At 40.0% G+C, this 26,147-nt stretch carries 25 protein-coding genes and 1 tRNA gene; 13 read left to right on the top strand and 13 right to left on the bottom strand.

Features of this window, described 5'->3' with window-relative positions:
• The first annotated feature begins 197 nt into the window (after positions 1-197).
• Together AC0IWT_RS12965 and AC0IWT_RS12960 are read left to right on the top strand one after the other, a co-directional pair.
• Entirely contained in the window at positions 198-1,517 is a 1,320-nt protein-coding gene (locus tag AC0IWT_RS12965; protein WP_471797487.1) for a DUF3887 domain-containing protein, read from the top strand.
• 251 nt (positions 1,518-1,768) lie between these two features.
• Positions 1,769-2,737, top strand: coding sequence for a YihY/virulence factor BrkB family protein (locus AC0IWT_RS12960; RefSeq protein ID WP_056869823.1), 969 nt, complete (start codon positions 1,769-1,771; stop codon positions 2,735-2,737).
• Between the two features lie 25 nt (positions 2,738-2,762).
• Here AC0IWT_RS12960 and AC0IWT_RS12955 read toward each other — a convergent pair whose 3' ends face one another.
• Positions 2,763-3,185: a secondary thiamine-phosphate synthase enzyme YjbQ gene (locus tag AC0IWT_RS12955; RefSeq protein ID WP_471797486.1), complete on the bottom strand. Its 423-nt coding sequence runs from the start codon at positions 3,183-3,185 to the stop codon at positions 2,763-2,765.
• Positions 3,186-3,187: 2 nt separating this feature from the next.
• Complete coding sequence (locus AC0IWT_RS12950) at positions 3,188-4,432, bottom strand: peptidoglycan DD-metalloendopeptidase family protein (RefSeq protein WP_471797485.1); 1,245 nt, start codon at positions 4,430-4,432, stop codon at positions 3,188-3,190.
• A gap of 265 nt (positions 4,433-4,697) precedes the next feature.
• Between AC0IWT_RS12950 and AC0IWT_RS12945 the strand changes: the two genes are divergently transcribed.
• Entirely contained in the window at positions 4,698-5,099 is a 402-nt protein-coding gene (locus AC0IWT_RS12945; protein ID WP_471797484.1) for a hypothetical protein, read from the top strand.
• 86 nt (positions 5,100-5,185) lie between these two features.
• On the opposite strand, the gene AC0IWT_RS12940 is transcribed toward AC0IWT_RS12945, so the two are convergent.
• The 3 genes from AC0IWT_RS12940 to AC0IWT_RS12930 are packed head-to-tail and all read right to left on the bottom strand — an operon-like array spanning position 5,186 to position 8,332.
• The gene (locus AC0IWT_RS12940) at positions 5,186-5,635 is read right to left on the bottom strand and encodes a hypothetical protein (RefSeq protein WP_471797483.1); all 450 of its coding nucleotides are present in this window, start codon (positions 5,633-5,635) and stop codon (positions 5,186-5,188) included.
• 47 nt (positions 5,636-5,682) lie between these two features.
• The gene (locus tag AC0IWT_RS12935; RefSeq protein WP_471797482.1) at positions 5,683-7,005 is read right to left on the bottom strand and encodes a paraquat-inducible protein A; all 1,323 of its coding nucleotides are present in this window, start codon (positions 7,003-7,005) and stop codon (positions 5,683-5,685) included.
• 40 nt (positions 7,006-7,045) lie between these two features.
• On the bottom strand, positions 7,046-8,332 hold the full coding sequence (locus tag AC0IWT_RS12930; protein WP_471797481.1) for a paraquat-inducible protein A: 1,287 nt from the start codon (positions 8,330-8,332) through the stop codon (positions 7,046-7,048).
• 442 nt (positions 8,333-8,774) lie between these two features.
• Here AC0IWT_RS12930 and kduI point away from each other — a divergent pair, with 442 nt between their 5' ends.
• Both kduI and AC0IWT_RS12920 read left to right on the top strand, forming a co-directional pair.
• Positions 8,775-9,614: a 5-dehydro-4-deoxy-D-glucuronate isomerase gene (gene kduI, locus AC0IWT_RS12925; protein ID WP_471797480.1), complete on the top strand. Its 840-nt coding sequence runs from the start codon at positions 8,775-8,777 to the stop codon at positions 9,612-9,614.
• Positions 9,615-9,670: 56 nt separating this feature from the next.
• Entirely contained in the window at positions 9,671-10,435 is a 765-nt protein-coding gene (locus tag AC0IWT_RS12920; RefSeq protein WP_056869831.1) for an SDR family NAD(P)-dependent oxidoreductase, read from the top strand.
• Positions 10,436-10,602: 167 nt separating this feature from the next.
• On the opposite strand, the gene AC0IWT_RS12915 is transcribed toward AC0IWT_RS12920, so the two are convergent.
• The gene (locus AC0IWT_RS12915) at positions 10,603-11,229 is read right to left on the bottom strand and encodes a carbonic anhydrase (RefSeq protein ID WP_471797479.1); all 627 of its coding nucleotides are present in this window, start codon (positions 11,227-11,229) and stop codon (positions 10,603-10,605) included.
• A 508-nt stretch (positions 11,230-11,737) separates the two neighbouring features.
• Here AC0IWT_RS12915 and AC0IWT_RS12910 point away from each other — a divergent pair.
• Positions 11,738-14,785 carry a SusC/RagA family TonB-linked outer membrane protein gene (locus tag AC0IWT_RS12910; RefSeq protein WP_471797478.1) on the top strand — a complete coding sequence of 1,016 codons (3,048 nt, stop codon included), beginning with the start codon at positions 11,738-11,740 and terminating at the stop codon, positions 14,783-14,785.
• 10 nt (positions 14,786-14,795) lie between these two features.
• Positions 14,796-16,397, top strand: a complete 1,602-nt coding sequence (locus AC0IWT_RS12905; RefSeq protein WP_471797477.1) for a RagB/SusD family nutrient uptake outer membrane protein — start codon at positions 14,796-14,798, stop codon at positions 16,395-16,397.
• Positions 16,398-16,463: 66 nt separating this feature from the next.
• Here AC0IWT_RS12905 and AC0IWT_RS12900 read toward each other — a convergent pair whose 3' ends face one another.
• A complete protein-coding gene (locus AC0IWT_RS12900) occupies positions 16,464-16,637 on the bottom strand; it encodes a helix-turn-helix domain-containing protein (protein WP_471797476.1) in 174 nt (57 codons plus the stop codon).
• Between the two features lie 188 nt (positions 16,638-16,825).
• On the bottom strand, positions 16,826-17,083 hold the full coding sequence (locus AC0IWT_RS12895; RefSeq protein ID WP_471797475.1) for a cyclic nucleotide-binding domain-containing protein: 258 nt from the start codon (positions 17,081-17,083) through the stop codon (positions 16,826-16,828).
• Positions 17,084-17,159: 76 nt separating this feature from the next.
• Between AC0IWT_RS12895 and AC0IWT_RS12890 the strand changes: the two genes are divergently transcribed.
• Together AC0IWT_RS12890 and AC0IWT_RS12885 are read left to right on the top strand one after the other, a co-directional pair.
• The gene (locus AC0IWT_RS12890) at positions 17,160-17,852 is read left to right on the top strand and encodes an HAD family hydrolase (RefSeq protein WP_471797474.1); all 693 of its coding nucleotides are present in this window, start codon (positions 17,160-17,162) and stop codon (positions 17,850-17,852) included.
• Positions 17,852-18,499 (top strand): CatA-like O-acetyltransferase, encoded by a 648-nt coding sequence (locus tag AC0IWT_RS12885; protein WP_471797473.1) that lies wholly within the window; start codon positions 17,852-17,854, stop codon positions 18,497-18,499. The genes AC0IWT_RS12890 and AC0IWT_RS12885 overlap by 1 nt, the downstream gene beginning before the upstream one ends.
• On the opposite strand, the gene AC0IWT_RS12880 is transcribed toward AC0IWT_RS12885, so the two are convergent.
• Positions 18,477-18,647 carry a hypothetical protein gene (locus AC0IWT_RS12880; RefSeq protein ID WP_471797472.1) on the bottom strand — a complete coding sequence of 57 codons (171 nt, stop codon included), beginning with the start codon at positions 18,645-18,647 and terminating at the stop codon, positions 18,477-18,479. The genes AC0IWT_RS12885 and AC0IWT_RS12880 overlap by 23 nt on opposite strands.
• 139 nt (positions 18,648-18,786) lie before the next feature.
• Here AC0IWT_RS12880 and AC0IWT_RS12875 point away from each other — a divergent pair.
• The 4 genes from AC0IWT_RS12875 to AC0IWT_RS12860 all read left to right on the top strand — a co-directional run bounded on the left by AC0IWT_RS12875 (position 18,787) and on the right by AC0IWT_RS12860 (position 22,880).
• Positions 18,787-18,860: transfer RNA gene (locus tag AC0IWT_RS12875), tRNA-Ala, on the top strand.
• A 739-nt stretch (positions 18,861-19,599) separates the two neighbouring features.
• A complete protein-coding gene (locus tag AC0IWT_RS12870) occupies positions 19,600-20,796 on the top strand; it encodes a sulfite oxidase (protein WP_008245487.1) in 1,197 nt (398 codons plus the stop codon).
• A 92-nt stretch (positions 20,797-20,888) separates the two neighbouring features.
• The gene (locus tag AC0IWT_RS12865; protein WP_082489588.1) at positions 20,889-21,485 is read left to right on the top strand and encodes a DUF305 domain-containing protein; all 597 of its coding nucleotides are present in this window, start codon (positions 20,889-20,891) and stop codon (positions 21,483-21,485) included.
• Positions 21,486-21,488: 3 nt separating this feature from the next.
• On the top strand, positions 21,489-22,880 hold the full coding sequence (locus AC0IWT_RS12860; RefSeq protein ID WP_056095402.1) for a beta-propeller fold lactonase family protein: 1,392 nt from the start codon (positions 21,489-21,491) through the stop codon (positions 22,878-22,880).
• Between the two features lie 6 nt (positions 22,881-22,886).
• Here AC0IWT_RS12860 and AC0IWT_RS12855 read toward each other — a convergent pair whose 3' ends face one another.
• From AC0IWT_RS12855 to AC0IWT_RS12840, 4 genes are all read right to left on the bottom strand, one after another.
• Positions 22,887-23,873, bottom strand: a complete 987-nt coding sequence (locus AC0IWT_RS12855; protein ID WP_008245480.1) for a YeiH family protein — start codon at positions 23,871-23,873, stop codon at positions 22,887-22,889.
• A 117-nt stretch (positions 23,874-23,990) separates the two neighbouring features.
• Entirely contained in the window at positions 23,991-24,740 is a 750-nt protein-coding gene (locus AC0IWT_RS12850) for a substrate-binding domain-containing protein (RefSeq protein WP_008245473.1), read from the bottom strand.
• Between the two features lie 11 nt (positions 24,741-24,751).
• Positions 24,752-25,672: a molybdate ABC transporter substrate-binding protein gene (locus tag AC0IWT_RS12845; RefSeq protein WP_056870676.1), complete on the bottom strand. Its 921-nt coding sequence runs from the start codon at positions 25,670-25,672 to the stop codon at positions 24,752-24,754.
• 19 nt (positions 25,673-25,691) lie between these two features.
• The gene (locus AC0IWT_RS12840) at positions 25,692-26,147 is read right to left on the bottom strand and encodes a DsrE family protein (RefSeq protein ID WP_008245470.1); all 456 of its coding nucleotides are present in this window, start codon (positions 26,145-26,147) and stop codon (positions 25,692-25,694) included.

Genomic DNA, 26,147 nt, shown 5'->3' with positions numbered 1-26,147 from the left:
TATTAAGCGGTATTTTTTTTTATTTTTTTTGTGATTTGATTTCTTGCTCTGCTAAATAAAGGGCTTGCGCCGGAAATGATATCAAAATTATTCTTAAAGCTTAGCAATAAAAAGTTGAGCAATTGGTTGTATTTTAACAAAATAGGAATCAAATATTGTTAACTTTGATTGTTTAACTAAACAATACATTATTATTCATGAAGAAAAGTATACTAATAGTTTTTGCGCTATTATTTTTTACAACGGCATCTTTTGCTCAGAATGTTATCAGCCTTTTTAATGGCGCTAATAATTTCTTTCAGCTGTTAGAAGATGGAAAATTTACTGAGGCTTACGGAAATTTTGATGAAACAGTTAAAGCTAAGTTATCAGAAGAACAGTTAAAAAAAATGTGGACTGATATCCATACCGCTTTAGGCAAGTCGAAATCGTTGGAGGCTGTTCAAAGTAAAACTCAGGGCGATTTTTTTGCTGTAACAGTAGAGGGTGAATTTGAAAGGGGAACTCAGTCCTTTATTCTTGGCTTTAACAAAACTCAAAAAATTGTCGGCTTATTTTTGGCTCCGAAGCCTGTAGTTTCTAAATATTTGGCTCCATCTTATGCAGATACCACCCTTTATGCGGAGAAGACAGCTTATCTGAATTCACCCGGGCATCAATTAGCTGCGGTTATAACAACACCAAAAAATCTTAAGAGCTTTCCTATGGTTGTGTTCGTTCATGGTTCTGGTCCGGCTGATATGGATGAGACGGTTGGCCCGAACAAACCCTTCAAAGATTTGGCTGCAGGATTGGCAGCGCAGGGTATAGGTTCCATCCGCTATGTTAAACGCACTATGGTTTACGCTCAGGAGTTTAGGAAAACCTTTACGGTTAAAGAAGAGGTAATGGACGATGCCGTTGCCGCTTTAGCCATGGCAAAGACCATTCCTGGTGCAGATAGTAAAAATATATACCTTTTCGGCCATAGTTTAGGTGGTATGCTTGCGCCTCGCATTGCAGCCCAGGTTCCTGATTTAAGCGGCGTAATTTTGGCGGCAGCGCCGGCTAGAAAGCTTAGCGAGCTTATGCTCGAGCAAAACAAATACCTTTTCGACAAAGTTGCCGACACCGCGAAGCTTGCAAAAACGCAGTTCGACCTGGCTACAGCAGAAATTGCTAAAGGAAATATCACTCAATTAGGAACAATGAAGCCAGACTCGGCAATTTTAGGTATTCCAGCCTCATATTGGGTAGATATTAATAATTACGACCAGGTTGCTGCAGCGAAAAAACTTATCAAACCTAGAGTTTTCATCATTCAGGGCGGTAACGATTTTCAGGTAGGCCAAAAGGATTTCGACTTATGGAAGGCAGGTCTTTCCGGAAATCAAAATGCTGAATTTAAATTTTATCCCGAATTGAATCATCTTTTAAGTCAACAGGTAGAGAAAGGAACCGGGGTTCAGTATCAGGCTTTCTCAAGTGTATCCGCAACGCTTATTAATGATATTGTAGCCTGGATAAAGATAAAGTAATCTGTTTCACTTCATAATTGAATAGCCCTTTTTAAAGGGCTATTTTTTTTGCAGTTAACTGGATTTACAACTTTAGTTAGCATTTTTTTTCTAGGAGTTTTGCCTAAACTAATTCGGGTTTTACGACCTTTTCCTTCATTTCTTTTTCCGTGAAATGTTTCAATTATTAGTCAGCAAAGCACTTCAATGCATTTCGTTACAAACAAAAACAGGAAACGACGGGTTCTAATGTATATCAATTCCGATGCATTATGAATAAGAAGAAAGTTACGTTAAAGGGAATATGGGAAGTTTTAAAAGCGTCATTCGGTGGTTTTACAGATCACAAGGTAACCAAACTTAGTGGTTCGTTAGCCTATTATACCGTTTTTTCCATGGCGCCCTTACTCGTTATCATTATTTCGCTTTGTGGCATTTTCTTAAAAAGAGAGGCTGCAGAAGGCCAGGTTTATGCGCAACTTGCCGGCTTTTTAGGGAAAGATACTGCGTTGCAGTTACAGCAGATTATAAAGAGTGCCTACTTAAACGGCAAAAGTACTGTTGCTTTTATCATCGGTTTGGTTACGTTACTTATAGGTGCAACAACAATTTTTGGCGATATTCAGGATTCAATTAACACCATTTGGGGCTTAAAACCGAAGCCAAAGAGAGGATGGCTGAAAATGCTTCAGAATAGGTTCTTATCGTTTTCAGTAATAGTAAGTTTAGGTTTCGTACTAATGGTTTCTTTAGTGGTAAATACCGTTGTTGATGCCTTTAGCAAACGTTTGGAAGCACGCTTTGAAGAAGTTTCGGTTGTTGTTTTTTACGTATTAAACATGGCGATAACACTGGCCGTTATTTCATTAATGTTCGCGGTGATATTCAAGGTACTGCCCGATGCCATAATTAAATGGCGAGATGTTATCCTTGGTTCGATAGTAACTGGCGTGCTTTTCATGGTGGGCAAATTCGGCATATCTTTCTATATCGGCTCAAGCAATGTTGGCAGCACTTATGGCGCTGCAGGCTCACTGGTAATTTTGTTATTATGGACTTATTATTCATCCATCATTCTATATTTTGGTGCCGAATTTACAAAAGCTTACGCTGTTGCTTACGGGTCAGAAATTCACCCGTCGCACTATGCGGTTACAACAAAAGAGGTTGAAGTAGAGACCGAGGGGAACTCCATTCAGGATAATCACAAAGAATTGCAGGAAAAGGTTCCAGACAAATAAATTAGTTTAAGCAGGTTGCTTAACCTTACTCGCCCCATGCGGTAACCAAAATATTTCTTGCCCCACCTCGATTTCGATGTTCGCAAAGGTAGATTCCCTGCCAGGTGCCAAAAGCGAGACGTCCGTTTCTAACTGGTATGATAACCGATGCACCAAGCAGCGATGCTTTTAAGTGGGCAGGCATGTCATCCGAGCCTTCGTAATCATGTTCATAATCCGGATCGTTTTCCGGAACACTTTTGTTAAAGAACATTTCAAAATCAATCCTAACCGTTGGGTCTGCGTTTTCGTTTATGGTAAGCGCCGCCGAGGTGTGCTGTATAAACACCTGGCATAAACCGATTGAAATGTTCTTCAACTCCGGAAACGAATTAACTAATTCATCTGTTATGAGATGAAAACCTCTTTTCTTCTCCTTTAACGTAAATGCTTTTTGGAATATTTTCATCGTCAATTTTTAATCCACCCGGATGTTGAACTGTTGGTACTGATCAGACTATAATTTCCAAAGTTACCTAATAAATCAACCTTATCGCCGGGGCTCAATTTTGATTTTACAGCGGCCAGGCTGTCAGGCTTGTCATAAACGGAAATATTTGATGTTGTTATTCCAAGTTTTCGAAGTGCTTTTGAAGCCTGAGTTATCTCCGTGGTTTTTAAAAAACCCTTCTCTCCGTTCGGTAGCTCTACTTTGTACCAGCTTGCCGTTGCCGAGTTTATTTTAACAACTGTGCCCGGAGCAATTTGAACAATTCCGATAGCTTTGTTATCCGATGCAGCTCTAAGGGTAACTTTGGATGTTGTTCTAAATGTTTTGTTGAGATTTGAGACCGGCGCTGTAATTTTTGTCGCTTGTTTAATAACCGGGTTTATAAAAGGAAGTGGGTCTACCGCTCCGCTGAAGGTGTATATCCCGAAATGCAGATGTGGTAGTGTTGTTTTTGCATTTCCGGTGTTGCCCATAAAACCAATTGTATCGCCGGCCAAAACTTCCTGACCTTCTTTTGCTGCCTGTTCATCCAGATGGGCATAATACAAAGTATAATCTTTGCCTTTCGGCCTAAACCAAACTACTTTTCCGCCCAGGTTATTTTCATTTACACGGGTTACGGTACCATCGTTCGTGGCTACAACAGGACTTCTAAATTTTCCGAAGATATCAACGCCCTCATGCTTACGATGATTATCATCCCGGCCGTCGCCCCAAAAGCTCTGGATATTGTTTCTGCCAGTTTTTGTCGGGAAACCCAGTGATGGCCCGGAGGTAATTTCAAGGGTATATTCTGCACTTCGTAAAAGCTCTGGCTGTAGCCTGATTATATAATTTCCGGTTTCTTCTATATCAAGTGCTATGTTATTGCCAAGGGTATCTGCTGATGCGAGTAATTTGATCGTTCCACCAGTTGGCTCTAGCCAGATATCTGTGTAAATCACGGCGGCTTCAGCTGGTTTTTTCATAATGGAAACCTGAATTTTTTCGCCCTTTATGGCGTTAAAGCGATAAGCTGCGGCGTTTGCATTTTCTGCCGAGAAGTAGCCTGTTTCTTTGTAAGGAATGTTTATGGTTAGCGGTTTTTGTAAAATACCTGAAGCTAAATTAATCCACTCACCTCCGATAGCGGTCTTATCCAGTCCCGCTGAAACCAACTTTCTCTGGTAAAGTTCGTGGGGCGAACCCGCTTTAAATAAGTTCATCGTACCTGTTTTACAGGAAGCTAAAACTATCAATGGGAGAAAAAGTGATATAAGATTGGTAAAGCGGTATCGCATATAAAATCGGTTGTAGAACAGTTAATAAACAAAAATTTACGGTACAGGTTTTAGCGATAAATAATTAGCATTTCCGTATTAATACATAACGAACCGGTGTTTCTACAGCGAACTTTAGTTTGCGAAAAGGAGTTGTATTTATAGCGTTGAAAAGCTTAACGCAGCAATCTACCTATTTAAAAATTTAACCATGGAAAATCAAAATTTAGACGACAGCAACTTGGAAGAAAACCAAAATTTGGGCGTGGGAAATGGAACTGGATCTGAGCCCGAAACCACAGGTGGCTCTTTTGGCCAAGGACAAAATGAAGGGGGCGGTGCGTTAGGAAATTCAGGCACTGAATCTGGAACCGGAAGCCTGAGTGGCGACAACGCAGATGCAAACGACCTTGGTGATGAAATTGACGCCAGTGATGCCGACACCGATCAGTTTCTTGATGATGACGATGATACTGATGATTTGGATGAACAATTGGATGGAAGCGACGCTGACCAGGATCAGAACGTCGGTTCCGCTTCGGATTTAGATGAAGATGCGCTTTACGATGACGACGAAGATGATGACGAAGCAAGCAGGAACGACATCATCTAATACAAATTGTAAGCTGAAGTTACTTTATGATGTTGTAATCTTAGTTCATGAACGGGAAATAGCTGCAAATTGCAGCTATTTTTCATTTAAGCCGTATCATTTTTCCGCAAAGTGTTAGTTATGGATGCGGTAACTATTGCACCAAATAAGTACCAGGCGACTGTTAAAATCTTTGTCTTATTAGTTTTTGTTACGGGCTCATCATTCAGGCCAATGTTTTTTGGAACTTCAATTGCTCCAATGCCCGCCGTTAAGCCTAAAGTTAAAGCTTTTGTCCAGGTGTTATTTTGCTCGCCTAAACCAATCAGCGAATAATACAAACCATTACTAACAATATCTCCTGCTAAGGTTGCCGCATATAGCTTATTGCCGCTTAATTTTGGCGCCTTAACCGCAGAAAGCGTTTTGTTTAAGGCCTGTTCGCCAAGCAAATCGATTCTTGGCGCTTTCGAATCCACTCGTCTGGCGGTTTCATGGAGTAAGTTTAGGGCTATTGCGCCTGCAAAGCCGCCAACTAATGCTTGTAATAGTTTCATAATTAATACAAGTTACTTTTGCGGAAAAAAGTTTCGATAAATTTCTCTTAGATGATCGTATCATTTGGCGTCATTCGTTTAAGAATTACCGACAAGATGATTGAATAGATAACATATCCCGCAAATACAAAATAACCGGGCTGTAGCGAAGTGTTGTTTTCAGTCATTGTTGTTAGAACATTGTTATGGATTTCGAGGTTGGAAAGCTGACTTTTCAAAATACCATTCAATCCGATGTATGTCATCAGTATGCCAACAACCATTACATCCGCCATGTCCCATTTCCCAGATTCGAAAGTTAAGTATTTAATAATCTTGTTCTCCGCAAACCGATCTTTGCCAAGTACATGAATACCTTTTGCCGTTAACCTCAAAATTGGCAATAGAATTACAAAGATTAAAATCAGGACGCCGATTACAACAGAATCTGGCTTTGGCTGCGAAATTAAAACGCTGATAATATCAACAATGCTTTTACTCTGGAAGAAAAGGACCTGATTCTCGAATGTAATTTTTTCGCCAAGAATTAAAAAGTTAAGGCTATGTATCCGTGCGTCAACCTCAATTATAGGTGTTGTAGTTCCAACAACAAGAAGTACAAAAGCAAACAACAGCGACATGATAAATAGCGTGTTGTGTAATTTAACCTGCTTTTTCATGATTAGCCACAAAGCTAGCGCCGCCAGCACGCAGCCAAGCATTGCGAATGATGAATTGTAGGTTGCCTTGTTAATTACTGCAAGTTTATAGTTTATGCGGCTGTTAAACTTAACCGGATCGGATACCAGGTATTTTTTTGCGATATATTTTATTACCGAAGCGCTAGCCACGTTTGTACTGTCGTAGGTTTGATTTTCGAGCTGTTCCAGTTTACTGGTGGCTATATTTTTTAACCTCTTTTTACTCGCCGGACTGTTAATTTTCGTGATGATGGTTTTAGCAAAGGACGGCACCTGAGCATGAATTTTTTTCGGATCTACGAATTGTTTAAACGCAAATTTTGTGAGCTTTCCACTGAGCGTTTTCTGAGGTTTATTAATTTCTGATACCGCTTTCGTAACCAGTCCATGTAGCTGATGTTCGACCTCTGCCTGCAGTTCTTTTTTCTGTTTGCCGGTCATATTAAAATCGGTAACCTGCCGGTTAACAACCTCTACAAGTTTATCACGCCACTGATCAACAGAAAACAAGCCAAAAGTTATGTTATTAACCATGCTGTAATCCTCTTTAATCTGCTCACGCTCAATGGCATTTTCGTTAAGTCGGTAGCCAAAATAAATGGTTCCGCATAGCAAAACAGATAACCCAATGATGAGAAATACATTAAGTGCGCTTTTTTTATTGGACGGTGTTTCTTGGTGCGTTGTCAACGTAGTTACAGGTTAATAGTTTAATTGGTATAAACAGCATTTAGTGTGCATCGTGCGGGGTAATAAATTTCAATATCGTTGAAAGCGTAAGGCCATACAGCACAAAACTTATAAAAATGATATAACCGGGCTGCAGCGCAGTATTATTCGTGGTAAGCACGGTGAGCGTATCGCTTTTAATATTCAGGTTTGCCAGCTGGCTTTCCAACAAACCATTTAACCCGATGTAAACCATTAGTATTGCGATCACAATTACATCGGCCATGCTCCATTTGCCAGATTGAAATGCAAAGTATCTGATAAATTTACTTTCGGCAATTTTCTTCTTACTAAGCAGGTGAATGCCTGTGGATGTAAGTTTCATAACAGGAAAAAGAATGCTAAAAATCAGGATTAAAATACCCACAAGAATAGAATCGATTGCAGGCTGTTTTACCAACACTTCTACCACATCTAAAATGCTTTTGCTTTGGAAAAACAAAACCTGGTTTTTAAAAACAACATGTTCGCCCAAGAGCACAAAATCCAGTATTTTAATTCTTGCGTCCACCTCAATCATTGATGCCGTTAAGCCAATGGCCAGCAAAATGAAAGCGAAAAGTAGCGACATAATAAACAGTGTAGCATGCAACTCAGTGCGTTTTCTAAGCAACCACCACAAGGTTAATACAACAAGGATGCAAACCAACATCACAAATGAGTAAGTGTATGTGGTTGTACGGATTTTATCTAAAGAAGCGGATAGTTTTGTATTAAACTCATCGGTAGTAGAAACATGGTATTTCTTATATAAGCGATCAACCATGGTGTTTTTTTCTGTCAGCAAGCTGTCGATATCGCCCGTTTGTTGAATGGCATTGAATTGACCCATCGCCATTTTACTTAATTGCTTTTTGTTTGCAGGGTTATCCACTTTCGCAATAATAGTTTTGGCGAAGCCAGGAACCTGGGCTTTTATATCGTCGGTGTTTACAAAATTCCTGACTGCAAATTTCGTTAGTTTTCCGCCAACTGTTTTTTGCGGTTTGTTTACAATGGCTTCAGCTTTGTTTATCAGCGCCAAAATAATCTGTTCAACCTCTACCTGAAGCTCCTTTTTCTGCTTGGGCGTCATTGTGAAATGGCGAACCTGATGATTTACGATGCCGGAAACTTCCTCTTTCCATTGGTCTACTGAGAATAAACCGTAAGTGATGTTGTTATAATCCGAGTAATCTTTTTTAATTTCTTCCTGCCGGCTGGAGAGCTCATGCAATTGATAACCGAAATAACCCTCTACCGCTAACAAAAGCGTTAAACCGAGTACGAGCAATATTTTTGAAACCACTGAACTTTTCGGTGGGTTTGGTTTAGCTGTTGTTGTCAAGTTCTAAGTGCTGCAAATAATGGTTAGGCAATTGACAATAAACGCCAATTGATGAAAATAGTTTTGTTCCACTGGTGTAAAAATTTTTGGCTTGAAAATTCGACTAAGCCATGCTAACTTAAAGCAAATGGATGGAAACCGCATACGTGCGTAAAGATCTAAACCCTGCTGAAAATTTTATTCTAAAGGCTGGCATAACTGAAGCCGTTGCTTAAAAAAAATTAAATTTAATATTACAGCAAGGTGCGTCAAATTCTCGAAACTTTCGGTTTAAACGACAACAATTGAGCGAAGTACCTTTATTTTAAATAAGTTGACTATTCATTCCCTTATTAATTATTGTATAAATATATTTGCCATTATGATTTGAATTTTTCAAGTCAGTCATTCCAAATTTTAAGCAATGAATAAATTCGAAAGCCGTTACGCTCAAAGTCCGAAAGAAGTTAAACAAATGGATACCGCTTCTCTGCGTGATAATTTTTTAATTGAAAATGTTTTTGAGGCCAATCAGGTGAATCTTACCCTATCGCATTTCGATAGATATATTGTTGGTGGTGCAATGCCTGTAAACGAGAAGTTAGACTTGCCTAACCCCGACGATTTGAAAGCAAACTTTTTTTTGGAAAGGAGAGAATTAGGTATAATTAATGTTGGTGGCAAAGCAGTTGTAAAGGCAGACGGCACAACATTCGAGCTTGATTATAAGGAGGCTTTATACATTGGTAAAGGCACAAAAGATGTTTCCTTTGAATCGGTAGATAGCGGGAAGCCTGCAAAATTATACATCAATTCAGCACTGGCACACCACACTTATCCAACGAAAAAAGTAAGCAAAGCTGATGCAGAAATTGTAGAATTAGGTACGCCTGAAACCGCCAATCACCGGGTGATAAATAAGCTTTTGGTAAATAGTGTTTTGCCAACATGCCAACTTCAAATGGGTATGACAGAGTTAAAATCGGGAAGTGTTTGGAATACTATGCCTGCACATACGCACGACAGGCGGATGGAAGCTTATTTTTATTTCGAAGTTCCACAGGGACAGAGTGTTTGTCATTTTATGGGTCAGCCACAGGAAACACGCCACATCTGGATGCAGAATGACCAGGCAGTGATATCTCCAAACTGGTCAATCCATTCTGGTGCAGGCACAAGCAATTACACCTTTATCTGGGGTATGGCCGGCGAAAACCTGGATTATGGCGACATGGATCATTGCGCCATAACAGAATTGAAGTAGCCATTCGATGTGAAATAATTTAACAGAACTTAATACTAATTAGCAAGAAGAATAAAATGGCTGACATATTCGATTTAACGGGTAAAATTGCGCTGGTTACCGGCTGTAAAAGAGGTATCGGCAAAGCGATGGCTTTGGCGCTGGCAGAAGCCGGAGCAGATATCATTGGCGTTTCTGCAAGTTTAGAACTAAACGGTAGTGCTGTAGAGCAGGAGGTGAAAGCGCTCGGCAGGAAATTTTACGCTTATCAATGTGATTTCGGTAAACGTGAGGCAACTTTAGAGTTTGCAGCAAAAGTGAAAGCAGATCATCCTGTTATTGATATTCTGGTAAATAATGCCGGAACAATTTTACGCAAGCCTATTGCTGAACATCCTGATGAAATGTGGGATGAAGTGATTGCGGTAAATCAAAATGCGCCTTTTATTTTAACCAGAGAAATTGGCAGGGATATGGTGGCGAGAGGGAGCGGCAAGGTCATTTTTACGGCTTCGCTTTTGTCATTTCAAGGCGGGATTACTGTTCCGGGTTATGCGGCAAGTAAAGGCGCCATTGCATCTTTAACAAAAGCTTTTGCAAATGAGTGGGCATCCAAAGGGGTAAATGTTAACGCGATTGCGCCAGGTTATATCGCAACGGATAATACTTCTGCTTTACGCGATGATGAGGAGAGAAGTACTTCGATTCTATCTCGCATCCCGGCCGGAAGGTGGGGAACGCCCGAAGATTTTAAAGGGCCTACCATTTTCCTGGCTTCAAAAGCAGGAGATTATGTTCACGGAACAATTTTAACTGTAGATGGCGGCTGGATGGGAAGGTAGTTCCCGCTGCTGCGATTATTAGGTTGCAAATAAATAAAATGCCGGAAGTTTGAGATAGTAGTCTAACCAAACTTCCGGCATTTGCTTTTAAAAAAAAAATTAGGCGTAACATCGTTGCCACGATAGATTTTGAAAGCTAAACGGTATTATTATTTAACTTATTGCAACTAATAGAGGTTGTAAATTTCTCTGATGTCTTTTAATATCGCCTCAAAATCAATTTTTAAATCTACCAGCTTCCCAGTTCTAATGTCGAAAACCCATCCGTGAACTGTTAAGCCACGCTGTGTAATGGCTTCCTGAACGGCTGCGGTTTTTAATAAGTTTACGCATTGCTCCTGAACATTGAGTTCTACAAGCCTGTCGTACCGTTTTCCTTCATCTTCTATTGCGTTTAGTTCGTCTCTATGAATGCGGTATACATCTCTGATGTTTCTCAGCCAGGGGTTTAAAATCCCCATATCTGCAGGTTGCATTGCCGCCTTAACCCCGCCACAATTGTAGTGACCGCAAACAACGATATGATTCACTTTCAGGTGGCGAACCGAGTAGTTTAAAACCGTCATAACGTTTAAATCAACGTTGTTTACAAGGTTTGCCACGTTTCTATGTACGAAAGCCTGGCCTGGCTGGATGCCCATCAGGTCTTCTGCGGTAACGCGGCTATCAGAACAGCCGATGTATAAAAATTCCGGTGTCTGGCCTTTAGATAATTCTGTGAAATAATCTGGATTGATCGACAATTTATCCGAAATCCATTTTTCGTTGTTCTTAAATACATCTTCTACTTTCATTCTTCTAATTTTATAGGGTTGTAATAATTTAAGATTTATTCTGCGATAAAACTAAAGAAACATTTCCTGTTTTCCATTAATTCCTAACTGTTAAAATTCTCTTTTAAAATAGACGCTTTGCACTTTAAATTGAGGTACAATCCAGCTTCCTCAATGGCAAACTTGTGAACGGATTGGTTTGAATTATAGTTAGATATTAATTAAGTCGTTCGATTTCTCAGGCTTTTTTTTTTGCTGTTTTTACCGTATATTTTCTGATTTATCTGAAAATAGTTGAGCTTTATTTGTCTTATTGTTTAATTTTTAATGTTAAAGCGTGTAAATATCTATTTTAAACCATTAAAGAGTGGATATTTTATATATTTCTTCCATTTTCGATAAGAAAATCTCGATAGTTAATTAACTTATTGTAGCAGTATATTACCATTAGCGGTTTTTTGTTCGTTTTAATATCTGTTTTGTAATAAATTCGTGATAATTAAACCTAAAATCAACTAAACCTATTGTTATGAAGAGAAAATTACTCTTAATTTCTTTTCTGGTGCTTTACCTTGCTCAAGGTATTTATGCACAGGATCGTACAATCACTGGTACTGTAGTGGGAAAAGATGACGGATTGCCGCTTCCGGGCGTTACCGTTTCTGCAAAAGGCGTTAAAGCCATAACCACAACCGGCGCCAGCGGAACCTTTAAACTTTCCCTGCCCGCCAGCGCAACAGAATTAACTTTCAGCTTTCTTGGCTATTCTACTCAAACTGTTTCTGTTAGTGGTACAGACCTTAAAGTGTCTATGGCGGTAGATTCCAAACAACTATCGGACGTGGTAGTAACCGGTGTTGGTACTGCGACAGACAAAAGAAAAATCGGCGTGGATGTGGCAACTTTATCATCAAAAAACTTTGCGAAAAGTGTGGTAACCGGCTCGGTAGAACAAGCACTCCAGGGCCAGATAGCCGGTGCGGTTATCCGTACAGGTTCCGGGCAGGCAGGCGATGGGGCTTCAATTATTCTCCGTGGTATTAATACGTTGGGTAGCACGTACCCGATGATTTTGGTTGATGGGGTAGAAGTTTCTGACTTAAACGGACTCGACCCAAGTTTGGTAGAACGTGTAGAGGTAGTTAAAGGTGCCGCCGCAGGCATGCTTTATGGTGCGCAAGGTGGAAATGGCGTTATCCAGGTTTTTACCAAAAAAGGAACAAGAGGCACTGCGCCTGCAATTAATTTCAGTTCAAAGTTTAGTTCCGATCAAATCATACAGGGAGACGACCTCCTGGCTAAATACCATCATTATGTTACCGATGGTCAGGGCTATATTTTAGACAACAACGCCGTAAGAATTGCCCGCGGTACTGACGGCAAATACACCGAGCCGGCACTTTTATCGGGGGCAACTACGGTAAATAATAAGCCGTATCTGGAGCCGGTTTACGATCACCTCAAACAAGCATTCAGAACGGCTTCAACTTATAATAATAACCTGAGTATTTCGGGCGGTGGAGATAAGTCTGATTACTCGATTAACGTATCCAGATTAGATCAGCAAAACGTAATGAACAACAAACTTACCAGGCATACTGCCGGTATCAATTTGGGTGTGGAGCTGTTTAAAAACTTTACCTTACGGTCAACCTCACAAGCCATAATTGAAGATGAGAACTTAATTTCAGGAAATCGTTTTCCGCTTTTGAACTCCTATCAGTTTATCGATTTTACTTTTAGGGATGCCTTGGGAAATCTTATCGTACAGCCAAAAGAAGAAAACCAAAGTAACTCACTTGCCGAAAATGACTGGCACGTACGAAAAGATAAATCAACCCGGTTTGTACAAAGTTTAAACCTTAATTACAAGTTCCCGAAATTTGTTGAGCTAGATTATAAAGTTGGTTTAGATTACTATGCCTTAAATAACCTCGATTATTATAAAAACCAGACATCAACAGGGCAGGACCTTTATTTTGGAACACGGGAAGGTTCTTACGAGCAAAGCAACACCAGGAATACCAAATTCAATTCAATTGCTTCGGTATTTTTCAGAACCGACTTTGTAAAAGATTTCAACTCGAAATTACCGGTTACGACCTCAACTCAGGTTTCTTACGACGTGCGTAAAGAAGGTTATAACTATTTTAACGGACGAGGAGTGGGTTTGCCTTCTTATCCACCGTACAACATCAACGTTGCAACAACAAAGACAGCAACCGGCAACTCAAACGCTTTTTTAAGCTATGGCCTTTTGTTTAATCAGAGCATCGATTGGGGAACTTTGGCGGGAGTATCCGTTGGGGTAAGGTCCGATTATTCATCAGAATTTGGTGCTGGTGGTAAGGCTTTTACATTTCCAAGAGGAACCGCTTATTTTAACCCTTCAGATTTGTTAAAACTATCCTGGTTGCCACAGTGGAAAGTCCGTGCAGCCTATGGCGAAGCCGGAATTCAACCGGGAAGATATGCCCGTCAGGTAACCTTAGATGCTGGAACCTTAGGCGATGGCAGTTATTTAACACTTCCGGGTACGGCAAGTAACCCTTTTTTACGGGTGCAGACATCTAAAGAGTTTGAAGCAGGAACTGATTTTGTGCTCGCAAACAATAACAAAGCCTGGGTGAGTAGGGTAGCGGTTACGGCTACATATTGGAAGCGGGAAAGTGGCGATGTAATCCAGGCAGCCGATTTATCTCCATCTACAGGCTATGTTGCCATAAACGATAACTTAATGACGCTAAAATCCAGTGGCTACGAATTCAGTGCTGACGCAACCATGCTTCAAAAAAAGAACCTAACCTGGAATTTCGGCATTCGCTTCGCACATTCTCAAACCATTGTGGATAAAATTGCAAATGGCCAGGATGTGGTTTCAGGCAACTTTGCCTTAAAAGCGGGCGAACGCTTCGGCATTTTTTATGGGCAGGTTCCGCTATCATCAGTAGATCAGTTAAAACCTGATGGTTCACGCTATATTGCTGCGGCAAATGTTGGAGATTATGAGTTGGTTAATGGGTTTGTAACCAATAAAACGACAAAGCAAGTTCTCGTTACAAGTAGCGATGATAAGAAAAATATGGGCGACCCAACGCCGAAGTTTACCATGTCGTTTATAAACAGTTTCAACATTTATCAAAATTTAAGTCTCTCGTTTCAGTTCGATTGGAACTACGGAAACAAAGTTTACAATTTAACTCGCCAATGGTTATATAGAGATCAGCTTGCTGCAGATTTTGATAAGGAAGTTACCGTTAACGGCCAGACCGGTGCGTTTACCGCCTATTACGGAAGTTTGTACAACTCAACAAACCCAATTAGCTGGTTTGCAGAAAGCGGTTCGTTCCTGCGCCTTAGAGATTTGTCCTTATCATACAACCTTCGTAATGCTTTAAATATCAAATGGGCTAAAACGGTTTCAGTAACCGCTTCGGCCAGAAATATTTTAACCATCACCAAATACAGCGGATTGGATCCGGAATCGAGCAGCACTGGCACGTTAGACAGGGGCGTAGACAACTTTGGTTTCCCGAACTTAAAATCTTATCAATTTGGTGTTAACATTGGCTTTTAAACCTGAAATCATGAAAAAAATTATTAGCATATTTATTTTGGCTGTTTTTATGAGCAGTTGCCAGAAAACAGACCTCGAACTTATTAACCCAAACTCGCCAACGCCCGATGCATCGCTTACAGTTGAAGACGGAATATTAGCATTTTCGAAAGGCTTATATGTTAAAGGCCTTGGCGCCAATTTCGTTATTGCCTGGTCTTTACACAGCTTTATGGGCGATGAACTTTACTCACCTTATGGCAACTGGGGCTGGAGATGGGCTGAACAGGTTACCTCCGTAACTTTGCCAAATGGTACGGTTTTAAAAAACCCGATCGGCCCGGAGCAAAAGCTGCAGTTACAAAGTACAAATAGCAGAACGGCGGGCGATTTAAACGTATTTAAATACGAATGGGAGTCGATGAATTTATTGAACGCGAGTTGTAATCTTTTGCTTGCATCAATTGATAAACCCGAAACAAAATTTACAGGTGATGCGGCCACAAAGAAGGCAACCTTGCGTGCCTGGGCTTATTGGTGGAAAGCGTATGCCTACTCTCACATCGGTTCGATGTACATTTCCGGCGTAATTAATAACAATGCTGATGGTACAACAAACGGAAATTTTATAACCCGTGATGCGATAATTACTGAGGCGACAAGCAACTTTGATAAATGTGTTGCGCAACTTAATACCGTTGCTGCGGCGAATATAGATGCTTACAATGCTACAATCGATGCTGTAACGCCTGATTTCGCTGCACGTTCTTCGAGGATAACGCCCGACATGTGGAAAAGGCAAATAAGCAGCTACAAAGCCCGTAATTTAATGGCTAACAAGAAAGTTGCAACCATGACTACCGCAGACTGGTCGGCAGTTTCTACCCTTGCGAATGCGGGCATGCAGGCAACAGACAATAACTTTCGAATCGGTATGGATCCTAACGGCACAAATGATTTATCCGGTGCGTTTTATCATCCATTTTCTTTATTAGGCCTGGGCGCTCAGTTTACATTTGTAAGTGAACGGTTGGTGCAGGAATTTGATGCAAATGATGCCCGGTTGGCGGCCAATTTTTATTTGCTTACTTCGCCAAACTTACGCAACGACAGGGGTTTTAATTTCGGAACCCGATATGGCGCTGTACCGATTGAATCGGGAGGTAAATTTGCAACTAGTGATAACCAAGGCTTTATGGAGGTTGGTGCAACCTACGAGGAAACCCGTTTAGACATTGCCGAGGCAAACATCAGAACTGGCGCTGTAGAAACTGGTCTGGCAATTATTGATCAGGTTCGTGCTTACCAGGGCGCAAAAGTTGCGGCAACTGCTGGCACAGGATTAACCCAAGCTGCCGCCATAGCAATTTTAAGACGCGAACGCAGGGTTGCCTTATTTCAGCGTGGAACGGCATTTTATGATGCCAGACGGTGGGGCGTAACACAATCTGCAGCTTCAGGTGGCGGCCGTGCGGCGGCAAATGTACTTATTCAAGGCTCTACACTTGGTACTACCGCCTCACAAATAAGAAGCTGCTTTATCGATTACAATTTTATGGATTACTTCGATATTCCACTTAATGAACTTGATTTCAATGCTCCGGCACCAGGTGCGGCACCGGTAAAAAATTAAAATCATTCGATGAATTCAAAGAAATGTCTGGCAGTTCATTGCCAGACATTTTTTTTATGATTTACATCAGCCCAGTTTTGCCAATAGTTTATTAAAATTTTCATCACCGCCAAAAGTACCTTTCGCCTTCATTTGTTTTAAAGTTCTGTTAAAACTCCGTACCGAAATACCTAAATAGGCAGCCATGTCTTCCTTAGACACAGAAATGTTTTCTTCCGTTTGAAACTTTAGAAGTTTCATTAACCCATATTGTAAGGTGTATAATTGCTGAAATGACGCCCGTGAACTGGTTTGGATAATCCGCGTTGAAAGTTCCTGAAGTAACAGTTTGCTGAACTCGATATTCTCTTCAACCAGTTTTAAAAAGAAATGATCCGGAATAGCATAAGCCGCAACTGCATTTATGGCTTCAACATTGCAAAGGCAATCTATTTTTTAATGGCTTCGAGCTCCCCCACAACTTCTCCTTTACCTAAAAATTCGATTATAAAGTTTTTTCCGTTCTCTTCAGCAATGAAGCATTTAGTTAACCCATCTTTAATAATGTAAATATTTCTAATCGTTTCACCCTGTTCGATAAACCTAAATCCTGGAGGAAAATATTTTAAGGTGATGTTTTTTCCTTCGGCATTTGCAAGGTGAAAATCCTCTATAAAGGATAAAAATTTAAGGTTTGTTCGTAACATAATTTCTGTCGAGACAAATGTCCTTTCTTATTGATGAAGGTTGATTTACTTTTGCAACACTAAAGTAAGCATAACAATGAATAATAAAATTAGTGTAATTGCTTTCGACGCCGACGATACACTTTGGGCAAACGAACCCTACTTTCGTGAAGCGGAAGACCAATTCGCCGGTTTACTGGAAGATTTTTTGCCACGTCACAGCATCGTTTCAGAATTGTATAAAACAGAGGTTGCCAATTTGCCGCTTTATGGTTATGGCATTAAAGGTTTTATGCTTAGCATGATAGAAACTGTTTTGAAAATTACTAACGGAAAAGCAAACCCTGAAGTGCTTAAAAAAGTACTTGAACTTGGGCAGGAGATGTTGGGCAAACCAGTTGAGCTATTAGATGGTGTTGAAGATGTTTTGAAAGCGCTAAACGGAAAGTTTCGGTTGGTTGTGGCTACCAAGGGCGATTTACTGGATCAACAAAGAAAGCTCACCAAATCCGGCCTCGACCATTATTTTCATCATATTGAAATTATGAGCGATAAGCAAGAGCAAGATTATCGAAAGCTTTTAAAGCACCTGGATTGTAAACCTGAAGAATTTTTGATGTTGGGCAATTCACTAAAGTCTGATGTTTTGCCGGTACTGGCTATCGGCGGGCATGCCGTTCATATACCATATCATACAACATGGGTGCATGAGCACATCGACCATACCATCAATCATCCTAATTTTTATCAGATGGATAGCCTTGCAGAAGTTTTAACAAAATTAATTTAATGAAAGAAAAAATAGATATAAATACCTGGCTGCGGAAAGACCATTTTAACTTTTTCAATGCTTTCGATGAGCCTTTTTTTGGCGTAACGGTGGATGTAAACTGCACGGCAACTTACGAAGAAGCGAAAGTAAATCAAACATCATTCTTTTTGCTTTACTTGTACAAATCGCTGGTTGCGGCAAACCAGATTGAAAATTTTAAATATAGAATTATCAATGGCGAAGTTTGGCAATACGATTACATAAATGCGGCAGCAACCGTAAACAGACCGAATGGAACTTTTGGTTTTGGCTATTTTGATTACAAAGACAGCTTTCAGGATTTCTACGCAGCTGCCCAACAGGAAATGGAACGGGTAAAGAACACCACGGGCTTAATACCCGCTTCCTCAGGAGAAAATGTAATCCACTATTCTGCGCTACCTTGGTTAAGTTTTACATCAATGTCTCACGCCCGCAATTACGCTTATAAAGATAGTTGTCCGAAAATATCTTTTGGAAAGCTGAAAGATTTAGATGGAAATAAGATAATGCCGGTTTCTATACATGCCAATCATGCTTTGATGGATGGATTTCATGTTGCACAGTTTGTTGATGTTTATCAAGATTTACTTAACAACAGAATTATTGATTTAACTGCTGCATAAGTTTAGTGTAATGCCTGTCGATTATTTTGGCAGCAATGTTTTCTGCAGTGGTTTTAGTTTCTATTAACATTTTGGCGCTTATCGCAATGTGTTTTATGTATTCTTTATAGAAAGCAATACCATTTTTTGTGTTGATTTTGGGTGCCACATTTTTGCTGTTTTTGTTTATAATTTATCCTTTACTCTCGGCAATTTCGATTTGCTGCCTGATTCTTCTATTCGCTTTTAGATTTAAAGATTAAATATCATTTGGTTTAGAAAAACTTATTGCTATTTTTGCTGCATAAGGGGGATTAGCTCATTTGGCTAGAGCGCTTCGCTGGCAGTGAAGAGGTGATCGGTTCGAATCCGATATTCTCCACAGGTATACTTTCAAACCAAAAAAGCAGAATTTTCTGCTTTTTTGGTTTGAAAAGGCTAACAATATCCTATCAAACGCGTTGAGCGTTGAAAATCTTACGCTAAAACACGCCAGCTGCTGTTTCGGGCGTTGTTAAATTCTAAAAAAGTTCAAAAGAAATTTTCATTGATATCAGCCTAAGTCGTTTATGCTGTCACGTAGGTAGAAAAAATATTGACTTAAAAACCCCTAATTGCAATCTGCTATCAAAAGCTTACTCAATTTGAAGAAAAGGGCGCAAACAAAAAGCCCTGAATTCAGACCGCTTTCAAAGAAAGAAGTCGAGCTTCAGGGCTTTTGTCAATTTAGTAGAGTCAATCCGCGGAAGTTCGAACTTTTATGAGCATTGCGAAGCGATAGTTGATTTTGAGAATTTGTTAAACAATAAGGTGGAAAGGCAGTATCGTAAAAAGAAATTACTATAAGTTTTACCAAGGAATTTATCATTTTGAAATCTATTCCAATAGCCTCTTCAATGAATTGTTTCGCCCATTTTTGTATTATCAAGAAACGACCGTTTTTTGATAGAAATTGAGATGAGTATTTGATAAACAGTTATAGAACTATTGTGTCTTTTCTAGCAGGCCAGCGATGAAGTAAAGTCTACAGTTGTTTCCTTTCAACCATCAAGAAAAAGGAAGAATACAAGTTATCCTATGAGAGATTTTTGGCTATATTGTAATCACCTACATTTATTGAAATGAAAAACGACAAAACATCACAAAACTACACGTTAAACAGACGTAATTTTGTTACTGGAATTATCCCGGTGATAGCTGGCGCAACAATACCATCCTGGGCTTCGGCGAAGGAGATTCAACAAACCAGAGAAGACAATGACTTTCCAGGACTTATTACGCGAGAGAAAAAGCCATTAAATATGGAGTTTCCATTTCCTACGTTAAAAAACAGGATTACTCCAAATAACCAGTTCTTCATCAGGAGTCATTTTAATATTCCCAATATTGATGCTACAAATTGGGAATTAGAGATTGGCGGCAACACCAATCATGTCATAAAGATCAATCTGAGCGAACTTAAAAAGCTTCCTGCAAAAAAGGTAATGGCTACTATAGAATGTGCCGGAAACGGACGTGCTAACCTCGCCCCAAAAGTGAAGGGTTTAGGATGGGAACAAGGTGGGATCAGCAATGCTGAATGGACAGGAGTACCTTTATCCGTATTGTTAAAGAAGGCTGGCATAAAGGTGGGTACGGTAGACATTATTTTGGAAGGGAATGATGAGGGGATGATTACAGAAGAGCCGAAATCACCAGGAAAAATCAAATTCGCCCGAAGCATTCCGTTAAATATAGCAATGCAGGATCACATCATCATCGCCTATGAAATGAATGGAAAACCATTGAGTGCTGAACATGGTTTCCCGGCAAGGGCAATTATTCCAGGATGGTATGGTATGGCATCTGTGAAATGGCTGATGAAAATTACTGCATCTGAAAAGCCGTTTGATGGCTATTGGCAGACGATTGAATATGCTTACTGGAAGCGTGTTGAAGGACTACCTACCTTGACGCCCGTAACCACTACATTGGTTAAGTCTGAAATATCAAGGCCGGTATTGTTTGAAGCGGTGCCGGCTGGAAAACCTTATCAAGTAAGGGGTGCAGGATGGTCAGGTGATAGTAACCTATCGAAAGTAGAAATAAGCACGGATAAAGGAAATTCATGGCAACCAGCAAAATTAATTGGTCCTGCTATCCCTTTCGCCTGGCAGCTATTTGAATTTGAATGGGTGGTTCCTGCTAAGACTGGAAGATATAGTTTAATGGCTAGAGCGACAGATCAAAATGGCAAAACGCAACCCATGGAGCATGATTTAGACAGAAGAACTTACATGGTTAATTTTATCTCGCCAATTGATGTAGATGTAATATAGCTCAATAAGAACAAATTTCAGGATCTTGCGGTTATCGCATAAGGCTTGTTTGGCATAAACAGTTTATCACAATTAATATTCTACATCAAACCATGATCAGATTCACGTCTATACTTCTACTATTTGCTAGTTTCTCTGCACGAGCACAACATGAACACATGCAAATGGCAACTAAAAAAAATGTCTTCCTTGGGCAAATGGCTCATATGATGATGAAGATGGATGAAATATCAGCTACCACATCTGCAGACAGAGATTTCATACAAATGATGATCCCACATCACCAGGGTGCTATTGATATGGCAGAAGAAGAGATTAAGACCGGAAAAAATAAAGAAATGATTCAGCTAGCTAAAAGTATCAAAGCTGAGCAACAAACCCAGATTCAGCAAATGCGACTCCTGCTCAGCCATCCTGAAGGATTTATCGCTACAGGCAACCAACATCAAAACGCCAACCAGAAGATGATGAAAGTGATGATGGAACAAATGCCTGAAGAAAAACAATTGTCTGATACTGATCTGTCCTTTGCAAGGATAATGCTTCCTCACCATCAGGCTGCCATCGACATGGCTAAAGTTGAGTTGCGGTATGGAAAAAATAAAAATGTAAAAAGACTGGCCGAGAATATTATCTCAGATGAACAGATAGAAATCCAACAAATGAAGACATTTACAAACTCCCATTAACATATGAAAAAGATATCCTTGTTTACGCTATTAATATTCAGTTTTGCCCTACAATCAAAAGCACAATCAATCTATGCCCAAGACAGGGTTTATACAGGCAATCAGATATCTAATACGGTTTCTGTCTTAGATCCCTCAACACAAACGCTATTAGGAAATATTGTTCTTGGTAAACCCCAACCTGATATCTTAAGTCCTCTATATAAGGGACAGGCCCTGGTTCATGGCCTGGGTTATTCCCCTAAAAGGCAATTACTAGCAGCGGTTTCCATTGGATCAAATTCAGTAACCTTTATTTCAACAGCAAAAAATAAAGTTTTAAAAACTGTTTATATCGGACGTTCACCGCATGAGGCAACCTTTAACCCTTCAGGATCACAGGCATGGATATCGGTAAGAGGAGAATCGTATATCAGCGTAATTGATGCAAATAAACTGATTGAAATCAAGCAAATTCCAGTAGCCGACGGCCCGGGAATGGTTGCTTTTACTCCAGATGGAAAATGGGCTTATATTTGTTCCAGCTTTACTGCAGAAGTGGATGTAGTGAATGCAACTTCTTATGCTATTGTAAAGCGTATTCCAGTAGTTAGTCCATTTTCTCCAAATATATTCTGTAGTCCTGATGGGAAATGGATTGCATTGACACATAAGGATGTAGGGAAGATCACTGTCATCAGCACGGAGACAAATACGATACATACAGTACTAAATACAGGTCCAATTACCAACCATGTCACTTTTACTTTAGTTAATGATTCACCTGTGATGCTGGCAACCATTGGCGGAGAAAACAGCTTAAAAGTATTTAGTGTTTCACAAGATTTCAAGCTTACTGATAGCGTTGCGACAGGATCATTGCCACATGGCGTCTGGACTTCGGCAGATGGTAAATTTGCATATGTCGGATTAGAAAATGATGACCAGGTACAAGTGGTTGATCTGGTAAAAATGGCCGTTGTAAAAACCATTGCTATTGGACAATGTCCGCAAGCATTGTTGTACGCCGCTAATGCCAGCCCTGCAAATGCCTCAAAAGAAAATTTAACCCCGCTTAATCTTGCAGACAAAAGTCAGGTGATTAAATTGATGAATAAGGATAATTCAATGTCATCAGGCATGCTAAACGTAAGAAGCGTAGGCTTGACTGATCTTGTCCAACAGGACTTTAAAAAACTCGAGCCAAATACTTCGTATACTTTAGCGTTAACCAACTCCTCAAATGATACGTTTAACGCAGATTATGTCATCAATTCTTTTAAGACCGATGAAAAAGGAGCTTTTAGCGGTCAATCCTCGGGGATAATTAAGAGTGTAGGAACAGGTGGCGCCGATTATAAACATGTGGTTCTTATTGATGATCTTTCAAAAAAGCTGGTGATGATCAGTAACTAATGTATTTTAAACCAAAGATATAACTGCCCATAATGCAGCACTTGAAATTACTATCCATAAAATTACGCCTTGTAACAGTGGCATTATCCCCACTGCTTTCAAGATAGTAAATGAGAGTCCGCTTCCTATCAGGAACAAGGTTAAAGTTAAGCCTGCTTTTGCTAATGCTACAAAGTAGGGCGCAAAAGGCTTAATAAAAGGTAAGTAGGTGTTGGCGATCATTGCCAGGATAAATAGCCCTATAAAATAGGGTATACTAACTTTGCTATTGTTGCTTTTGAACAGGAAAGATGTACCAAACGCTACGGGAACAATCCATAGTGCTCTGGCTAACTTAACAGTTGTGGCTATCTGTAGTGCTTGTTCACCATATTTACTGGCTGCCCCAACAACAGAACTGGTATCGTGAATAGCAATGGCACACCACATACCAAATTGTGACTGTGACAAGTTAAGCGCATGTCCGATAGCGGGGAAAAGAAATAAGGCCACCGAGTTGAGTATAAAAACAGTACCCATTGCAACGGAGATCTGTTTTTCTTCTGCGTTCATTACAGGCGACAATGCAGCAATAGCACTTCCACCACAGATCGCCGTTCCAGCTGATATCAAAAAAGATGTTTTACGTTCTATTTTAAATACTTTTCCCAGGATAAAACCAATGATAAGCACTCCGAAAATAGAAACTACGGTAAACAGTACGCCTTCTTTTCCTGCTTTCATTGCACTGAATACATTCATTCCAAATCCTAGCCCGACAACAGAAATTTTTAGCAGCAGGTTTGTGGCCTTGTGATTTAAATGCAGATAGGGATGTTCCATTAGTTGCGCCAATACTAATCCTAGCAATAAGGCTAAAGGAGGCGACATAAATGGAAAGAGGCACAGCAAAACTGCCAGGATGAAGATAATTTTACGGGTGTTTAAATTTAAGTTTAGCAGGTTACCCGCCTTTATTTTAGAAGAATTTGAATTGTCTTTGATTTGTGTCATAATTTTGATTGTCTTTATTTTCTAATTCAAAGATCCATAACTAATAAACCCCGATCAAATCATTAAAACTTATCTTCCATAACTTCATGTTATAGAAGATAAGTTTTTAGACATTATTTATTCCCAACCCCATTTTTTGAAAATGAGATGTCCTTTATCGGATTGCATAAACTTGATAAAATCCTCAGTTTCCGACTTATGCGTACCAGTGCTACCCCTCACTACAGGTGTACCTCTATAGACTGTTTGTGTAACAGGAATCCTAACCATTGAGGTGAGGTCTGGTAAACGGTTATGCCAGGAGCCAAATGTTATCCAGGCATCATATTGAGGATCATTTTTCCATGCAGCAATACCCAATGCCGAATTTGCAAATGTACCTGCTATACGCTGCTGTATGTTTGCAATCAGATCTTGTCGACCTGCCAAATCTTCCCAAAGCCCCATTTGCCCAGCCCCATTCACATCAAGAATTTTCACACCTGGTTTACAGAGATCGCCCAGATTTTTGATGTTTTTAGGATTGCCGGGCCGTACCAGGATCGCTGCCGCACGTTTATATAACTCTGTCCGAGAGTTCGCCACTATCATGTTTGGGTGGTCAGACATGAATTTTGAAAGCATGTATTCTGCTCCTCCAAAGAACAGATCTGCATGTTTCATTGCATCCGGCATCCATTCATTATCTGGCCCGGCAGTGACTTTAATTACGATATCATGCTGCTTTCCAAAAACCTTCGCACATTCATTGATCGGTCCGAGCGGCCCACCGGGACCATAGACATATAAAGTATCGTTTGGGATTTGTGCATTCCCAATGGTCACTACAGCAACGACTGACAATATGGTTAAAAATATATTTTTCATTGTGTTTATGTTTAAGGTAAATCAAAACCAAACTTTTTGTAGATGGCAGCAGCCTGCGGACTGATCAAAAAATCCATAAAATCTTTTGCAGCGGCCGGATGTGGCGCATCTTTTAACTGTCCCGCTATATATTGCGCATGGATATTCTCTTTTTCAGGAATTTCAATGAGCTCAACAGGATGGCCAATCATTTTCTGATAGTAGGCCTCAGTATACCATACTGGAGCGGCGTCACTTTCGTTGTATAGGATCCTCATTGGTGATTGGCGATGATGGATCATGGTAAGATAAGTAGTCTTATCTTTAACTTTATCTTCCATGATGGTAGATTTTAATGTTTCCCCTCCAGCTTTCACATAGGCTTCTTCAATACGTTTACCGATCCCTTCATTCTCTGGATTGGGCATACTGATCCTCAGCTCTTTATTTGCTAAATCTTTGAGTGACTTCAATGCCTTCGGATTTCCCTTTTGGACCATGATTGCCAACCTGTTTCTAGCATATAAAGTCGTTTTGCTAAACCATTCAGGGGTCATGTCTATCCGGTTCTTACCAGCTGTATAAACATCCGGCTTTAAGGTAATTCTCATGTTGCCCACCACAATGCTACCGGTTTTTATTTGTTGGGCTAAAATGCCTGGGGGAAGCGTTTCGGCAAATACCCGCTGATAATGTGGATATGACTTTTTAAAGGCTGCAATTAATTCGTCAATGCACATAAACTGGTTACCGGCAAAGAAAACCACCAGTTGGGGATCATTAATGTCTCCAAAAAGATCAGGCACATTGTCTACTCCAGGTACTGTGAACTGAACTTTACTTTCAGGTGGAGTATTCCAGGGCGGATCAAAGCGATGATCCTGGGCCTTAACATTTCCACAAAGCAATAAAAATGCAACTGTGGCTAAAAAGGTGTGATTTATATATTTCATGATTTTCTAATTATTTGGTTTAAGGATGTACAACTGCCCATCCCTGATATTGACGGATGATGATTTCACCATTGCCGCTGGGTACATAACTGATAAAATCAAATAAGGTATTTTTTTCGATTTTCCTTTCTCTGACGGTATTTTCACATTGTGCAAGAATTACTCCTCTGGATTGCAGTTCTAACAATGTTTTTTCAAAAGATCCGTTCTTCTGGTAAACAGCTACGCCATCTCCAAAGGCAATAAGTTCTGCATTGATTTTCCCTTTTAACCTGGGATCGTCGAGTGCATTTTTTAGGTTTCGAAGTGTTCCTGCAATCTTTTTCTCATCACCGTTATTGATTACATACAGTGCCTTATAATTTTTCAGGGTGGCTTTTGCCCCTGTAAAATTAGCAGGTGTAGCTTGGGCAAAAGTGGCCGAGGTTGCTGCGATCAGCAAAAATAATGTACAGATTAAGGTTATTTTTTTCAT

This window comes from Pedobacter sp. AC464, from assembly GCF_979253075.1.
This window is presented reverse-complemented; position numbering and strand designations above follow the sequence as displayed.

Excerpts from the sequence above, each read along its gene's own strand:
- AC0IWT_RS12965 (WP_471797487.1), top strand. The coding sequence starts at position 198 with ATGAAGAAAAGTATACTAATAGTTTTTGCGCTATTATTTTTTACAACG.
- AC0IWT_RS12960 (WP_056869823.1), top strand. The coding sequence starts at position 1,769 with ATGAATAAGAAGAAAGTTACGTTAAAGGGAATATGGGAAGTTTTAAAA.
- AC0IWT_RS12955 (WP_471797486.1), bottom strand. The coding sequence starts at position 3,185 with ATGAAAATATTCCAAAAAGCATTTACGTTAAAGGAGAAGAAAAGAGGT.
- AC0IWT_RS12950 (WP_471797485.1), bottom strand. The coding sequence starts at position 4,432 with ATGAACTTATTTAAAGCGGGTTCGCCCCACGAACTTTACCAGAGAAAG.
- AC0IWT_RS12945 (WP_471797484.1), top strand. The coding sequence starts at position 4,698 with ATGGAAAATCAAAATTTAGACGACAGCAACTTGGAAGAAAACCAAAAT.
- AC0IWT_RS12940 (WP_471797483.1), bottom strand. The coding sequence starts at position 5,635 with ATGAAACTATTACAAGCATTAGTTGGCGGCTTTGCAGGCGCAATAGCC.
- kduI (WP_471797480.1), top strand. The coding sequence starts at position 8,775 with ATGAATAAATTCGAAAGCCGTTACGCTCAAAGTCCGAAAGAAGTTAAA.
- AC0IWT_RS12920 (WP_056869831.1), top strand. The coding sequence starts at position 9,671 with ATGGCTGACATATTCGATTTAACGGGTAAAATTGCGCTGGTTACCGGC.
- AC0IWT_RS12915 (WP_471797479.1), bottom strand. The coding sequence starts at position 11,229 with ATGAAAGTAGAAGATGTATTTAAGAACAACGAAAAATGGATTTCGGAT.
- AC0IWT_RS12910 (WP_471797478.1), top strand. The coding sequence starts at position 11,738 with ATGAAGAGAAAATTACTCTTAATTTCTTTTCTGGTGCTTTACCTTGCT.
- AC0IWT_RS12905 (WP_471797477.1), top strand. The coding sequence starts at position 14,796 with ATGAAAAAAATTATTAGCATATTTATTTTGGCTGTTTTTATGAGCAGT.
- AC0IWT_RS12900 (WP_471797476.1), bottom strand. The coding sequence starts at position 16,637 with ATGAAACTTCTAAAGTTTCAAACGGAAGAAAACATTTCTGTGTCTAAG.
- AC0IWT_RS12895 (WP_471797475.1), bottom strand. The coding sequence starts at position 17,083 with ATGTTACGAACAAACCTTAAATTTTTATCCTTTATAGAGGATTTTCAC.
- AC0IWT_RS12890 (WP_471797474.1), top strand. The coding sequence starts at position 17,160 with ATGAATAATAAAATTAGTGTAATTGCTTTCGACGCCGACGATACACTT.
- AC0IWT_RS12885 (WP_471797473.1), top strand. The coding sequence starts at position 17,852 with ATGAAAGAAAAAATAGATATAAATACCTGGCTGCGGAAAGACCATTTT.
- AC0IWT_RS12870 (WP_008245487.1), top strand. The coding sequence starts at position 19,600 with ATGAAAAACGACAAAACATCACAAAACTACACGTTAAACAGACGTAAT.
- AC0IWT_RS12865 (WP_082489588.1), top strand. The coding sequence starts at position 20,889 with ATGATCAGATTCACGTCTATACTTCTACTATTTGCTAGTTTCTCTGCA.
- AC0IWT_RS12860 (WP_056095402.1), top strand. The coding sequence starts at position 21,489 with ATGAAAAAGATATCCTTGTTTACGCTATTAATATTCAGTTTTGCCCTA.
- AC0IWT_RS12855 (WP_008245480.1), bottom strand. The coding sequence starts at position 23,873 with ATGACACAAATCAAAGACAATTCAAATTCTTCTAAAATAAAGGCGGGT.
- AC0IWT_RS12850 (WP_008245473.1), bottom strand. The coding sequence starts at position 24,740 with ATGAAAAATATATTTTTAACCATATTGTCAGTCGTTGCTGTAGTGACC.
- AC0IWT_RS12845 (WP_056870676.1), bottom strand. The coding sequence starts at position 25,672 with ATGAAATATATAAATCACACCTTTTTAGCCACAGTTGCATTTTTATTG.
- AC0IWT_RS12840 (WP_008245470.1), bottom strand. The coding sequence starts at position 26,147 with ATGAAAAAAATAACCTTAATCTGTACATTATTTTTGCTGATCGCAGCA.